Raw genomic sequence first — 13,537 nt, 5'->3', positions numbered from 1 at the left:
CGCCACTGTGGCGCGCCGCTCGTGCACGTCGCGAGAACCGGCCTGAACGCGGAGTTGCCAGCGGATGCGGCACAATCGGGCCGCACACCTCTTGCCGGCGGGATGGAACGGATGAGCGGACCCAGCTTCAGCAGCAGTGCGCCCTACGAGACCCACGTGGTGCTCAACCAGCCGCCGCCCTTCGCTGGCCGCCAGCTGTGGACCGATGACATCGCGCTGATCGAAGCGGTGCAGCGCGAAGGGGCCGCAGCGTTCGCACCCCGGCTGGCGGTGTACGGCGGCCTGGCCGGTGACCCGCTGTACCGGCTGGGCTTCGATGCCAACCGTGACCGTCCGCGCCTGCGCACCCACGATGCGCAGGGTCACCGGATCGATACGGTGGAGTTCCACCCGGCCTACCACCAGTTGATGCAGGCCGCCAAGGAGCATGGGGTGGCCGGCCTGTCCTGGCACGAGCCACAGCCGGGCGCGCATGTGGCACGCGCGGCGCTGAGCTATCTGCACCACCAGGCCGAGGCCGGCACCAGCTGCCCGCTGACCATGACCCACGCGGCGGTGGCGGTGCTGCGCGCGCACCCGCACCTGGGCGAGTGGTCACGCAAGGCGGCAGCACCGGTGTACGACCCGCGCGACGTGCCGGTGGCCGACAAGGCCGGCATCACGCTGGGCATGGGCATGACCGAGAAGCAGGGGGGCTCGGATGTACGGGCCAACAGCACGCGCGCCGAACCGATCGACGGCGAGCGCTACCGCCTGATCGGGCACAAGTGGTTCTTCTCGGCACCGATGTGCGATGGGTTCCTGGTGCTGGCGCAGGCACCGGCGGGCTTGACCTGCCTGCTGATGCCGCGGCGGCTGGCCGATGGCGATCGCAACGCGTTCCGCCTGATGCGGTTGAAGGACAAGCTTGGCGACTGGGCCAATGCCTCCAGTGAAATCGAGCTGTGCGGCGCGCAGGCCTGGCGCGTGGGCGAGGAGGGCCGTGGCGTGGCCACCATCATCGGCATGGTGATGATGACGCGGCTGGACTGCATGCTGGGTGCTGCGGCGGAAATGCGCATGGCGCTGGCGCAGGCCCTGCATCACGCGCGGCACCGGCGCACCTTCGGCAAGCCGCTGGTGGACCACCCGTTGATGGCCAACGTGCTGGCCGACCTGGCGCTGGAATCGGAAGCGGCCACGGTGCTGGCGATGCGCATCGCGCGGGCGGTCGACCAGGCCGCCGCGGATCCGGTGCAGGCGGCACTGGCGCGGCTGGGCACTGCGCTGGGCAAGTACTGGATCTGCAAGCGCGCAGCGGTGTTCATCAACGAGGCGCAGGAGTGCCTGGGCGGCGCAGGGTATGTCGAGGAATCGATGCTGCCGCGGCTGTACCGGCAGGCACCGCTGAATTCGATCTGGGAGGGCAGTGGCAACATCCAGTGCCTGGACGTGCTGCGCGCGCTGGCGCGGGAGCCGGAGACACGCGCCGCGCTGCAGGCGGAACTGGAGGCCATGGCAAGCCGCGATGCGCGCTACGCGGCGGCGCTGGAGCGCTGGCGCGACGCAGCGGCACCGGATGAGGCCCAGGCGCGGGTGTTCTGCGAACGTACCGTGCTGCTGCTGCAGGCGGCACTGCTGCTGCGTGCACGCAGCCCGATGGCCGAGGCATTCATCCGCAGCCGTCTGGACGGCGGGCACGGGCTGGCCTTCGGCACCCTGCCGGCCAGCCTGGATCTATCCGCGCTGCTGGCACGCGCGCTGCCGTAGACGCTGGCGGGAAGCAGAAAAGCCGCGGTCAGGCCGCGGCTTTTCTGCAGGTACCGGCCGCTGCCGGCGAGCGCAGCGGTGAAGGATCGGTAGCGCCGGGCCATGCCCGGCGAGCGCAGCGGTGAAACCCTTCGCGTCAGTGCTTGGCTTCTTCCTTGGCGGCATTGGCCTTGGCGTCGTTGGCGACATCACGTGCCTTGTCGGCGACCTTCTGCGCGGCGTCGGCGGTGGCATCGCTGGCATGCGCGGCGGCATCGGTGGCGGCAGCCTTGGCTTCGCTGGCGGCCTTGGCCGTGGCATCGGCGGCCTTGTCCAGCGCCTGCTGGGTATCGGCAGCGGCCTGCTCGGAAGCGGCAGCGGTCTTGTCGGCGGCATCGCGGGTGGCGGCCGCAGCCTGGTCCACCGCGTCACGCGCCGCAGTGCCGGCACTGTCGGCGGCCTGCGCAGCATCCTGGCGCGCCTGTTCGGCTTCGGGGCCCTTGCAGGCGGCCAGTGCCAGCAGCAGGGAGGCGGCCAGCAGGGAGGTGGTCAGCGGACGAATCTTCATGGCGGTCTCCGTTACTGCAATGGATGGGGACGCCAGCCTATTCATGCCATTGTGAAGGTGCGGTCATCGCCTGCGCTGCGCGGTCCGCGCGCGCAAAGAAAAAGCCGCTGGCGAACCAGCGGCTTTTCCAGAACAGCCTGAAGAAAGAAGTGATTACTTCTTGGCTTCTTCAGCAGCGTCCTTGGCCTGCTCAGCGGTAGCTTCGGCAGCCTTGGCGGCGTCCTTGGCTTCGCCAGCAGCGGCGTCGGTGGCAGCGCCGGCAGCCTGGGCAGCAGCGTCGACCGAAGCGTCAGCAGCGGTGGCGGCGGTGTCAGCGGCCTGCTGGGCAGCGTCGGCGGTCTGGGCGCCAGCAGCGGCGGCCTGGTCGGCGGCGGTCTGGGCTTCGGTGGCGGCTTCGTTGGCCGAAGCAGCGGCGTCCTGGGCAGCTTCCTGCTTCGAGCAGGCGGCCAGGGCCAGAGCCAGGGACATCGCGACCAGCAGCTTGTTGATGCTCATTGTGTGAATCCTCGTCGTTAGATTAGGCAACGCGCAACTGCGCGCCGACAACATGATGACAAGCCAAGATTGGCTGTCAAGCGATCCCGCATTCATTTTTGCGAAATCAGCGTTAAATCCTTTCAGATCAATTCGATGGCGATTGCAGTCGCTTCACCGCCACCGATACACAGGGTGGCAATGCCGCGCTTGCCGCCCCGCGTGCGCAATGCGTTGACCAGCGTCACCACCAGGCGCGCGCCGGAGGCACCGATCGGATGGCCCAACGCGCAGGCACCGCCATTCACGTTGAGCTTGTCGTGCGGGATGCCCAGTTCGCGCATCGGTGCCATCGCCACCACGGCGAATGCCTCGTTCACTTCGAACAGATCGATCTGGTCCAGCGACCAGCCGGTCCTGGCCAGCAGCGCGTGGATCGCGCCGATCGGGGCGGTGGTGAACCACTCCGGTTCCTGCGAATGGGTGGCATGGCCGACGATCCGCGCCAGCGGCTGCAGGCCACGTGCGGCGGCGTCCTCTTCGGTCAGCAGGACCACGGCGGCGGCACCGTCGGAAATGCTGGAGGAACTGGCCGCCGTCACGCTGCCATCCTTCTTGAAGGCCGGGCGCAGGGTCGGGATCTTGGCGATGTCCGAACGGCCGGGCTGTTCGTCGCTGGCGACCTCGACCTCGCCCTTGCGGGTGGCGACCTTCACCGCGACGATCTCGTCGGCGAAGGCACCGTTGGCCTGCGCGGCCTGCGCGCGCCTGACCGACTCGATGGCGTAGGCGTCCTGCTCCTCGCGGCTGAACTGGTACTTGTCGACCGCACATTCGGCGAATTCACCCATGGCCTTGCCGTCGTAGGCGTTGACCAGGCCGTCGTGGGCCATGTGGTCCACCGCCTGGAAGTTGCCGAAACGGTTGCCGGTGCGCGAATTGGGCAGCAGGTGCGGGGCGTTGGACATCGATTCCATGCCGCCGGCGACAACGACCTTGGCCGAACCGGCCTTGATCAGGTCGTGCCCCAGCATGATCGCTTTCATGCCCGAGCCGCAGACCTTGTTGAGCGTGGTGGCACCCACCGACAGCGGGATGCCGGCGGCGATCGCCGCCTGGCGGGCCGGTGCCTGGCCGAGGTTGGCCGGCAGCACGCAGCCCATCAGGACTTCGGAGACGTCGCTGGCGGGGACGCCGGACTGTTCCAGGGCGGCGGCGATGGCGGCCGCACCGAGCGTCGGCGTCGGGACGCCGTTGAACTGGCCGAGGAAGGAGCCGATGGCGGTGCGCTTGGCGGCGGCGATGACGATGTTGGACATGGCAATCTCGTTGATGCGTGAACAATGTTCGGAAAGGAGACCGCGGGCGTTGGAAGCGCTGCGGTTTCCCGGCAGACTGCGTGGGGGTCGGCCAAGTATAGAGGGTCGACGGAGGCTGCCGAGGGGCAGCACTGGATGCCTGCCCGGATCGCGGCAGGCCCACGTTCATGGGAAGGAATCGATGGAACGTAAGACGATGGGAAGGTCGGTGCTGGCCTCGGCGCTGGCGATGGCGCTGTCGGCGTGTGGTGGCGGTGGGGGCGGCGGCAACGTGCGCATCGATCCGCCGCCGGTGACGCCGCCGGTGACACCACCGGTGACGCCGCCGCCAGCCTCCAAGCCGCTCGAGCCGGCCGTGGATGCGCATCTGGCACAGACCCAGGCGCGTGCGGCACAGGCCACCGGCGCCAGCGGACGCGGTGTGCGGATCGGCATCGTCGATTCGGGCGTGACCCGCACCGCCGCAGCGCTGAACGGCCGGGTGGTGGCCAACCTCAACTACATCGATCCGGCCCGCAACAATCTCAACGTCGACGACGTGGTCGGGCACGGCACCGCGGTGGCCAGCCTGGCCGCCGGTACGGCGGTCGGGGTCTGGCCGGGTGGCATCGCCCCCGGGGCGGAAATCGTCTCGGCGCGGATCATCGCCGATAAGCCACCGGCGGATGACGGCAGCGGCCGCGGCAATTCCTTCAGCGGCCCGCTGGGCGTGGCCGGGGTCCACCAGGACCTGATCCGCTATGGCGTGAAGATCATGAACAACTCCTGGGGCGGGCTATACTGGACCGACCTGGGCACCACCGCGCAGGTGGCCGCCGAGTACCGTCCGTTCATCGTCGACAACGGGGGCCTGGTGGTATTCGCCGCGGGCAACGACGGGCGTGACCAGCCGAGCAGCGTGGCGGCCCTGCCGAGCCAGCGCGGCGTCGGCGGTTCGCTGCCGGCGGCTGACCTCGAACGCGGCTGGCTGGTGGCCACCGCCATCGACCCCAACAAGCCGGGGCAGCGCGTCGACTGGGCCAACGCGTGTGGCGATGCCGCGCGCTATTGCCTCACCGCGCCCGGCAGTGCGGTGTTTCCGGAGCCGGGCACCGACAAGTACCTCTGGAACTACGGAACCTCGTTCGCTGCGCCGCTGATCTCCGGCGCCGCTGCACTGGTCTGGGAACGCTATCCGTACTTCAACAACGATCTGGTGCGGCAGACCCTGCTGGGTACCGCCACCGACATCGGTGCGCCCGGTGTCGATGCGGTGTTCGGCTACGGCATGCTCGACATCGGCAGTGCGATCAAGGGCCCGGGGCGTTTCGACTGGGGGGATGTGGTGGCCAACGTCGATCTGGCGTCAACCGGTTCGACCTGGGGCAACAACATCGCCGGCAATGGCGGCCTGGTGAAGCGGGGCGAAGGCAGCCTGGTACTGACCGGCAACAACAGCTACAGCGGCGCCACCCGTATCGAGCGTGGCCGCCTTGGCCTGCGCGACGGCGCGGTCATCCGTTCCAATGTCAGCATCGATGCGATGGGCGGCAGCCCGCTGGCCGCCGGCCTGCAGTTCATGCCGGGGACGCCGCGGGTGATCGGCAACGTCGACAACGCGGCCAGCGTGGTCCTGGCCACTGCCGGCACCGCCGCGACCATCGAGGGCAACTACACCCAGCGCGCCGGTGCGCAGCTGGTGGTCGCACTGGGCGTGGACCCGCTGCGGGTCACCGGCACGGCGGCGCTGGCCGGTGGCGTGACCGTCGATGGCATTGTCTCCGGCTACGTGCCGCAGGTCGGCAGCCGTCAGGGCCTGATCCACGCCGACGGTGGCGTCAGCGGTACGTTCACCACCCCTGTGGCCACCACCGGTGCCAATGGCCTGACGCTGCTGCAGGCGCAGTACGGTTATGGCAGCAACGACGCATGGATGGACCTGACCCAGGTCAGTGTGTCGGCCGCCGCATCCGGCCTTGGTGCCAGCGCGCAGGCATCGGCGCTGCGGGTGCAGTCGGCATTCACGGCATTGGATGGCAGCGCCACCCTGCAGGGCTCGGCGTTCGGCGCCGCAGCCGGTGCATTGCAGCGCACCGCAGGCGGCACCAGCGGTCTTGCCGCAGCGCTGGAGAGCCTGTCCGGGCTGGCGCACGCGCGAGCCGAAGCCTCTACCTTCGACAGCGTCGACATGGCGCGGCGGGCGGTTGCCGAACGCTTCGATCGCGTGCAGGCCGCACCGCGGCTGCGCGGCGCCTGGCAGAGCGCGTTGGGCGAGGCGGGGCAGGGCAGCTTTGCCGGCAATGCCAGCGACAGCCAGGGCTGGATGGCCGGCCAGGATGTCGCGCTCGGCAGCAACGGCCTGCTGGGCATGGCCTTCGGTGAAACCCGCAGCAATGGCGGCAGCAACGTCGGTGGCGACCGCGGCCGCGACCGCCAGGCGCAGGCGCAGCTGTATGCCGGCTGGAACCTCGGCCGCGGCTATGCACTGGCCCAGTTCGGTACCGGCCAGTTCCAGCGCGAGCTTGATCGCCAGCTGCTGCTCGGCGCCGGCGCCTACGGTGTGTCGGCGCGGTACGGCGGTCGTTTCAGCAGTGCCAGCATCGAAGGCGGTTACCGCTTCGGCCGCATCGGTGCGTCGCTGACGCCCTACCTCGGCGCCAGCAGCACCCGCCTGGATACCGACGGCTTCAGCGAACAGGGCGGCTTCGGCTTCGGCCTGCGCGGGGAGGCCGCGCGTGCACAGCGCAGCCAGTTGCTGGCCGGGCTTCGTGGCGAGCGCCAGTGGGGCCGCTGGAGCATGCGGGGCCATGCCGAATGGCAGCAGCGGTTGGATCGGGGCGAGTCGGCGTGGCAGGCCAGTTTCGTCGGCATCGATGCCTGGGCGCCGCTGGCCGGCGTGAACACACCGCGCGGCAGTGCCTTGATCGGCCTGGCGCTGGAATCGGCGTGGGGCCGCAACGGTCGCCTGAGCCTGGGCATCGATCAGCGCGTCGGCGGTGATGATGCACGCCAGGCGGCCCTGCGTTACAGCGCCGGCTTCTGACCGCGGCGCGCCGGTCAGGGCCGGCGGTGGTCTGTGTGGGTGCCGGCCGAACGGCGGCACCCACACGCTGCAGGCGCGGGGCGATCAGCCGCCGCGCAGGTTGCCCAGGCGCGGGGTGCTGCGGCCGAGCGGCATCTTCAGCTTGCCGATCGACAGGATGCGGCTCTCGGCGATGCGGTCGGCGGCGCGCTGCGGCGCGATGTTCTCGCGCTGCGACAGTTCGAAGATGCGTGCCAGGTTGTGGTAGATGCTGCGGATCAGCCGCATCGCCCGCTCGCGGTTGTAACCGTCGATTTCCAGCGAGACATTCATCACGCCACCGGCATTGACCGCGTAGTCGGGTGCATACAGGATGCCGCGCGCATGCAGTTCGTCGCCGATCTCCAGGCTGGACAGCTGGTTGTTGGCGGTACCGCAGATGATCTTCGCCTTGATCCGCGGCAGGGTGTCGGCATTGATCGCCCCTTCCAGCGCGCACGGTGCGAACACATCGGCATTCACTTCGTGGATCTCGTCCGGCTTCACCGCTTCGGCACCGAAATCGCTCACCGCGCGGTCGACCAGGGTGCTGTCCAGATCGGTGACGTACAGCTTGGCACCGCGGTCGCGCAGCAGCTTCACCAGCTCCATGCCGATGTGGCCCAGGCCCTGCACCGCGATGCTGGTCTTGCCCACTTCCTCGTGGCCGAACTTGAAGCGCATGGCGGCCATCAGTGCCTGCAGTGCGCCGTAGGCGGTGAACGGAGCGGGGTCGCCCGAGCCGCCGTGGACCTGGTGCACGCCGGTGACGAACTGGCTCTCCAGGTAGATGTTCTCCATGTCGTTGACGTCGGTACCGACGTCCTCGGCGGTGATGTAGCGGCCGCCCAGCGAATCGACATAGCGGCCGAAGGCGCGGAACAGCACTTCGGTCTTGTCGGTCTTGGGGTCGCCGATGATCACGGCCTTGCCGCCACCGACATTGAGGCCGGCCAGCGCATTCTTGTAGGTCATCGTCCGGCTCAGGCGCAGCACATCGGCCAGCGCGTCATCGGTGCTGGCGTAGGGGCGCATGCGCACGCCGCCCAGGGCCGGGCCCAGGGTGGTGTTGTGGATGGCGATGATCGCCCGCAGGCCGGCATCCTGGTTGTGGCAGAACACCACCTGTTCGTGGCCGGTGGTTGCGAGGGTTTCGAATAGCATGGGGTCTCCGATGGCGCGATCAGCGGTCAACCGCGGCGAACGTGCCAATGAACGGTAGGGTCCGAAAACAAAAAAAGCGACGTCGTCGGTGCAGGGGGACGGGTCGCGCGGCGCCATTCTAGTCCATTCCCCCGGGATGTGCCGTGGAGGCGGTGGCGGCCCGGGTTAAAGAAGATGAAAGTGCGGCCGATGCTGCGACGACGGCAGGTCGCCGGAGTGGCGAAGGTGCAGGCAGTGGCGGCAGCAGGACAACGACAGGATGGGCGGCGATGAGGTCGGGCTGGTGGCATGCCCTGACCGGGTGGCTGTCGCGGCTGACCGGGGATGCCCCGGCGCGGCTGGCGGCGGCGCCCCGGCAGGCGGTGGCGGCGGCCGCGGCCAGCCTGCAGGGCGAGGCGCTGCCCGCAGCGGAGATCGCCGGGCATCTGCAGCGTGGCCTGCATGCGCTGGCGCTGTACCCGCGCCTGGCCGGCGAGCCGGCCGCGGCCAGTGCCTGCGGCCTTGCCGAGGCGGTGGACCGCGCGCTGCAGGACCGCGACTGGGCAGCCCGGCAGCTGCCGCGTCGCCCGCAACTGCTGCCGCAGCTGATCCAGACGGTCAATGACGACGTTGCCTCGGCGCGGGTGATGGCGGCGATCATCGGCCAGGACCCGGTGCTGACCGGCAATCTGCTGCGCATTGCCAACAGCCCTGCCTACAAGGTGCACGAGCGGCCGGTGGAGAGCCTGCAGCGGGCGGTCACCCTGGTCGGCACCGAAGGGGTGCGGCAGATCATCAGCGCGGTGCTGGTGCAGCCGGTGATGCAGGTGCAGTGCGATGCCTTCCCGCAGTTCAGCGCGATCATCTGGGAGCACGCGCTGCTGGCCTCGCGGGCCGCCGCCGATCATGCACGTACGGTGACCTTCGGCGACGCCTTCGCCGCGCAGTGGCTGGGACTGGTGCAGGGCCTGGGCGCGGCGCTGGTGATGCGGCAGCTGCTGCATGAAGCGCAGGCGCGTCAGGAAGACGTGGAACCGGCGCTGGCGCTGCAGCTGCTGCAGCAGTGGTCGCAGCCGCTGGCGCGGCGGGTCGCCGCGGCCTGGGACCTGCCCGAGCCGGTCCACCAGGCGCTGGACGCCAGCGCCGAAGGGCCATTGGCCGACAGCCTGCGCCTGGCCAGCGCCGCCGCCGCGGCCAGCCTGCTGTGCCGGCATGGCCACGCCAGCCAGGGACGCATGCTGGCCCTGCTGGAACAGCTGCCGGCCGCGCCACCGCATGCGCTGCGCTGGATCTGGCGGCGCCTGCACGGGCGCAATGTGGAAACCCTGGACGAGGCGCTGCACGGCGAGGGCGACGGCCCCGCGCCGTGACCGCTACAGCTGTGACTCCAGCGGCAGCCAGCTGATCACCCGTGCCGTCCAGCGTTTGCCGGGACCGCTGCCGGGTTCGCTGGCCACCCAGTGGGGCGGCGGCTCGCGCTCCAGCCAGCGCAGGCGGTCGTCGCCGTCCACGGCCAGCCACCAGCTCTGCGCGGGGCTGGCCAGGCGCAGGTACTCCGCGCGCAGCTGCGCACCCAGCACCGGATCGTCGAACAGGACGCCCATCTCGGTGTTGAGATAGGCCGAACGCGGGTCGAGGTTGAACGAGCCGACGAAGCCACGCCGGTCGTCCACCAGCAGCGCCTTGGTGTGCAGGCTGGCGCCGCTGCTGCCGAACAGGCTGCTGCCACCGGCCGGGCCATGTGCCTTCAGTTCGTACAGGTGCACCCCGGCCTTCAACAGCGGCACCCGGTACCCCATGTAGCCGCCGTGCACGGCGGCCACGTCGTTGGCCGCCAGCGAATTGGTCACCACACCCACCTGCACGCCACGGCCCGCCATGGCCGTCAGGCCTTCCAGCCCGTCAGCGCCCGGCACGAAGTAGGGTGAGATCAGCAGTGCCTTGTTGCGCGTCGACTGCAGCTGCTGGACGAGCGCGCTGACCAGCCAGTCGTCGCGCGCATCATCGCGGTGCTTCATCGGCGGGTCCGACACGATCTGCACGTCGCCGCTCCAGTGCAGCGGCTCCGGACTCGGGCGCTGGCGATGGCGTGAGTCGGCCACCCGCTGCAGGTACGGCCGCGCCGCTTCACGCTGTGCTTCGTGGTCCGACTCGCGCACCAGCAGCCGGAGCTGTGCCTCGGTGTGGAAGGCCAGCGCGGCGATGGGGATGGCCGCGTCGCTGTTCCAGTAGTCATCGAAGATCCGGTTGGCCTGCTGCACCGCCGGCCCGGCCACCACCAGGTCCAGGTCCTGGAAGTTCACGTCGCTGCGCGCGCTGAAGTACTCCTCGCCGATGTTGCGGCCACCGACGATCGCAATGCGTCCGTCAGCGATCCAGCTCTTGTTGTGCATGCGATGGTTCACGCTGAACGCGCGTTGCACCAGCTCCAGCGTGCGTGCGATGCCGCTGCGGTTGCGGAACGGGTTGTACAGGCGGATCTCGATGTTCGGATGCGTGTCCAGCGCCATCATCAGCGCATCCTTGTCCTTGGCATTCATGTCGTCGAGCAGGATGCGCACGCGCACGCCGCGCTCGGCGGCGTCATACAGCGCCTTGGCCATCAGGTGGCCGATCAGGTCGTCATGCCAGATGTAGTACTGCAGGTCGAGGCTGCGGCCAGCATGTTCGGTGATCATCGCGCGCGCCGCGAATGCGTCCATGCCATCGCTCAGGAACGCCACGCCGGACTGGCCCGGATGGGCGGCCTGCAATGCCACCATCTGGCGGTCGATGGACGTCTGCGCGGGCTGCAGCGGCAGTACATGCGACGCTTCGCCGCGTGCCTGCGGTGCCAGGTGGTCGGCCAGCAGCAGACCGGACAGGACCAGCAGGAGCAGGGCGGCGATGATGATCGCGGCGATGCGCAGCAGGCGTCGCCACAGGGGTTTGCGCGGGCTCATGGTACCGATGGTAGATCCACGCCATGCGTGGATGCCACCTGCCTGCCGTCAGAACCGCTCGTCGCTGCCCAGGTAGCGCCACTGCCCCGCAGGCAGCGGGCCCAGCGCGACGCGGCCGATGCGCAGGCGGCGCACGCCCAGCACCTGCAGGCCGGCTGCGCTCACCGCGCTCTTCAGGCCCTTGGCGGTCAGCCCCTTGCCGGCGAAGCGCAGGCGCTGCTCGCTCTGCCAGCTGACCTTGGGGCCGCCGGCTTCATGCTGCAGGCGCGCCATCAGCCAGGGGCCGCGCTCCGGGCCGCCTTCGCCGACCTCGACCAGGTATTCCTGTTCCGTCCGGCCGAGATTGCGCTGCAGGTGGGCCAGCGCCGCCGGATCCTGGCTGACCACCACCAGCCCGCTGTCATCGGCCGGCAGTGACGCGGCCAGCTGCAGGCCATGGAAATGCCGCTGCAGCGGACGCACGGCACTGGCATCGAGTTCGCTGCGGGTATCGGCACGGACCATCGCGCACAGCGCCTCCGCCGGCACGCCGGCCGGCTTGTGCAGCAGCATGCTGGCGCGCTCGGCCTTGCTGTCGCTGGCCTGCTCGTTGACCACGATGCTGGCGAGCTCGTCCACCGGGCGCTGCGGTTGTTCCACCACCTCGCCATCGACACTGACCCAGCCGCCTTCGATGTAACGCCGTGCTTCACCGCGCGGGATGCCGAGCAGGGCGGCGAGGCGTTTGTCGAGGCGGGTCGGTTCCATGGCGGAAAGGTCGGGCAGGGGGGCGCGCAGTGTAGCCCCTACGCCGGTTCAGCGCTGGCCACGGTGGGCCAGCTCGGTCAGGTACAGGCGGGTATCGAACTCGAGCTGCAGGTAGTCCGGCTCCATGTGCTGGCACAACTGGTAGAAGGCCTTGTTGTGGTCGGCCTCCTTCAGGTGTGCCAGTTCGTGCACCACGATCATGCGCAGGAACGCGGCCGGCGCCTGCCGGAACACGGTGGCGATGCGGATCTCGCGGCTGGCCTTGAGCCGGCCACCGTGCACGCGGGAAATGGCCGTGTGCGTGCCCAGGGCGTGCTTGATCACTTCCAGCGTGTTGTCGTAGCAGACCTTGTTGAGCGGCACCGACTTGCGCAGGTAACGGTCTTTCATGTCCTGGGTGTAGTCGTACAGCTGGCGGTCGCTGCGCACCTCGTGCGGATCCGGATAGCGCTGCTGCAGCCAGGGGCCGAGCTTGCCCTGCGCCAGCAGATCGCTGACCTGTGCGACCAGGGGTTCGGGGTAGCCGGTGAGGTACTTCAGGACAGCCATGCAGGGGCGTCGGCGCGTCGGTAGAATGGGGCATCCAGATTACACGCGGTACGCATCGACCATGGCAAAGCCCAACGCGCTGCAGGAACAATTGCTCAAGGCCGGCCTGGCCAAGAAGTCGCAGGCCAGCGCGGCGGCACGCGAGCAGGCCAAGGCCCGCCAGGGCAAGGCGGCGTCGACCTCGGCCGAGGTCCAGCGTGAAGCTGAACGCGCGCGGGCGGAAAAGATCGAGCGCGACCGCGCATTGGCTGCCGAGCGCAATGCCCAGGCCAGGCTGGCTGAACAGAAGGCGCAGGCGAAGCAGATCATCACTGCCCACGCCGTGGCCCACAAGGGCGATGACGAGTACCGCTTCAGTGACGGCGCGGCGATCCGCACCCTGCTGATCGATCCGAAGCTGCGCAAGGCTCTGTCGGTCGGCGTACTGGTCATCGTTGCCAACGGCGAAGGCTACGCGCTGCTGCCGCGCGCGGCCGCCGAGAAGGTGCGTGAACGCGCCCCCGAGGCCATCATCGTCGACCATGGTCAGCCGGGCTCGACGGCCGAGATCTCCACCGGCAATGCCGAAGACGATGCCTACTACGCCCAGTTCCAGGTGCCGGACGACCTGGTCTGGTAAGGCGTTGCTGAACCGGCCGGTACGTGCGCCGCGCACGGCCCGGCGCTGCCGTTTGCGCTGGGGTGTATCGTCCCCATATCAGGCAGACACCCCTGCGGAGGATGGCCATGGCGACCGGATGGGCGGGCGATGGCGCGGTCCAGGACCAGATAGACGCCACCGTCGATGATGCGATTGCCCGCGCGCGGCGCCAGCTGCGCCGCGGACCGGGTCTGGAACACTGTGAGGAATGCGACGCGCCGATTCCGTTGGCGCGGCGCCAGGCCGTGCCCGGCGTGCGCCTGTGCGTGGCCTGCCAGCAGGCGCACGACGAGGACGCGCAGGCCAGCAGTGGTTACAACCGGCGCGGCAGCAAGGACAGCCAGCTGAGGTAAGCGGACGCGTTGCAGGGCGCAGCCCTGCAGGGAA

At 69.4% G+C, this 13,537-nt stretch carries 12 protein-coding genes; 5 read left to right on the top strand and 7 right to left on the bottom strand.

Annotated features, from left to right (window positions below):
* Positions 1–111: 111 nt before the first annotated feature.
* Positions 112–1,749 (top strand): acyl-CoA dehydrogenase family protein, encoded by a 1,638-nt coding sequence (locus Q5Z10_RS15875; RefSeq protein WP_303636344.1) that lies wholly within the window; start codon positions 112–114, stop codon positions 1,747–1,749.
* Between the two features lie 136 nt (positions 1,750–1,885).
* Here the strand turns inward: Q5Z10_RS15875 and Q5Z10_RS15870 are convergent, their stop codons facing one another.
* The 3 genes from Q5Z10_RS15870 to Q5Z10_RS15860 form a co-directional block, all read right to left on the bottom strand.
* Positions 1,886–2,296: a hypothetical protein gene (locus Q5Z10_RS15870; RefSeq protein ID WP_303636343.1), complete on the bottom strand. Its 411-nt coding sequence runs from the start codon at positions 2,294–2,296 to the stop codon at positions 1,886–1,888.
* Positions 2,297–2,449: 153 nt separating this feature from the next.
* Positions 2,450–2,791 carry a hypothetical protein gene (locus Q5Z10_RS15865; protein ID WP_303636342.1) on the bottom strand — a complete coding sequence of 114 codons (342 nt, stop codon included), beginning with the start codon at positions 2,789–2,791 and terminating at the stop codon, positions 2,450–2,452.
* Between the two features lie 122 nt (positions 2,792–2,913).
* Entirely contained in the window at positions 2,914–4,089 is a 1,176-nt protein-coding gene (locus Q5Z10_RS15860) for a thiolase family protein (RefSeq protein WP_303636341.1), read from the bottom strand.
* A gap of 181 nt (positions 4,090–4,270) precedes the next feature.
* Here Q5Z10_RS15860 and Q5Z10_RS15855 point away from each other — a divergent pair, with 181 nt between their 5' ends.
* The gene (locus Q5Z10_RS15855; protein WP_303636340.1) at positions 4,271–7,111 is read left to right on the top strand and encodes an autotransporter serine protease; all 2,841 of its coding nucleotides are present in this window, start codon (positions 4,271–4,273) and stop codon (positions 7,109–7,111) included.
* 84 nt (positions 7,112–7,195) lie between these two features.
* Here Q5Z10_RS15855 and Q5Z10_RS15850 read toward each other — a convergent pair whose 3' ends face one another.
* Complete coding sequence (locus tag Q5Z10_RS15850) at positions 7,196–8,293, bottom strand: Glu/Leu/Phe/Val dehydrogenase dimerization domain-containing protein (protein WP_303636339.1); 1,098 nt, start codon at positions 8,291–8,293, stop codon at positions 7,196–7,198.
* Between the two features lie 269 nt (positions 8,294–8,562).
* On the opposite strand from Q5Z10_RS15850, the gene Q5Z10_RS15845 reads away from it, so the two are divergent.
* Positions 8,563–9,642 carry an HDOD domain-containing protein gene (locus Q5Z10_RS15845; RefSeq protein ID WP_303636338.1) on the top strand — a complete coding sequence of 360 codons (1,080 nt, stop codon included), beginning with the start codon at positions 8,563–8,565 and terminating at the stop codon, positions 9,640–9,642.
* Positions 9,643–9,645: 3 nt separating this feature from the next.
* On the opposite strand, the gene Q5Z10_RS15840 is transcribed toward Q5Z10_RS15845, so the two are convergent.
* From Q5Z10_RS15840 to Q5Z10_RS15830, 3 genes are read right to left on the bottom strand one after another with little or no spacing between them, the layout of a single operon-like run.
* Positions 9,646–11,214 carry a phospholipase D family protein gene (locus Q5Z10_RS15840; RefSeq protein WP_303636337.1) on the bottom strand — a complete coding sequence of 523 codons (1,569 nt, stop codon included), beginning with the start codon at positions 11,212–11,214 and terminating at the stop codon, positions 9,646–9,648.
* Positions 11,215–11,262: 48 nt separating this feature from the next.
* Positions 11,263–11,961: an RNA pseudouridine synthase gene (locus tag Q5Z10_RS15835; RefSeq protein WP_303636336.1), complete on the bottom strand. Its 699-nt coding sequence runs from the start codon at positions 11,959–11,961 to the stop codon at positions 11,263–11,265.
* A 48-nt stretch (positions 11,962–12,009) separates the two neighbouring features.
* Complete coding sequence (locus Q5Z10_RS15830; RefSeq protein ID WP_303636335.1) at positions 12,010–12,510, bottom strand: M48 family metallopeptidase; 501 nt, start codon at positions 12,508–12,510, stop codon at positions 12,010–12,012.
* 61 nt (positions 12,511–12,571) lie between these two features.
* Here Q5Z10_RS15830 and Q5Z10_RS15825 point away from each other — a divergent pair, with 61 nt between their 5' ends.
* Positions 12,572–13,129: a DUF2058 domain-containing protein gene (locus Q5Z10_RS15825; protein WP_303636334.1), complete on the top strand. Its 558-nt coding sequence runs from the start codon at positions 12,572–12,574 to the stop codon at positions 13,127–13,129.
* A 107-nt stretch (positions 13,130–13,236) separates the two neighbouring features.
* The gene (locus Q5Z10_RS15820; protein ID WP_303636333.1) at positions 13,237–13,503 is read left to right on the top strand and encodes a DksA/TraR family C4-type zinc finger protein; all 267 of its coding nucleotides are present in this window, start codon (positions 13,237–13,239) and stop codon (positions 13,501–13,503) included.
* Positions 13,504–13,537 lie beyond the last annotated feature (34 nt).

It is taken from the genome of Stenotrophomonas sp. 704A1, from assembly GCF_030549525.1.
Taxonomy (GTDB): domain Bacteria; phylum Pseudomonadota; class Gammaproteobacteria; order Xanthomonadales; family Xanthomonadaceae; genus Stenotrophomonas; species Stenotrophomonas tuberculopleuritidis.
The sequence above is the reverse complement of the archived record's forward strand: the minus strand, read 5'-3'. Positions and strand labels throughout refer to the sequence as shown.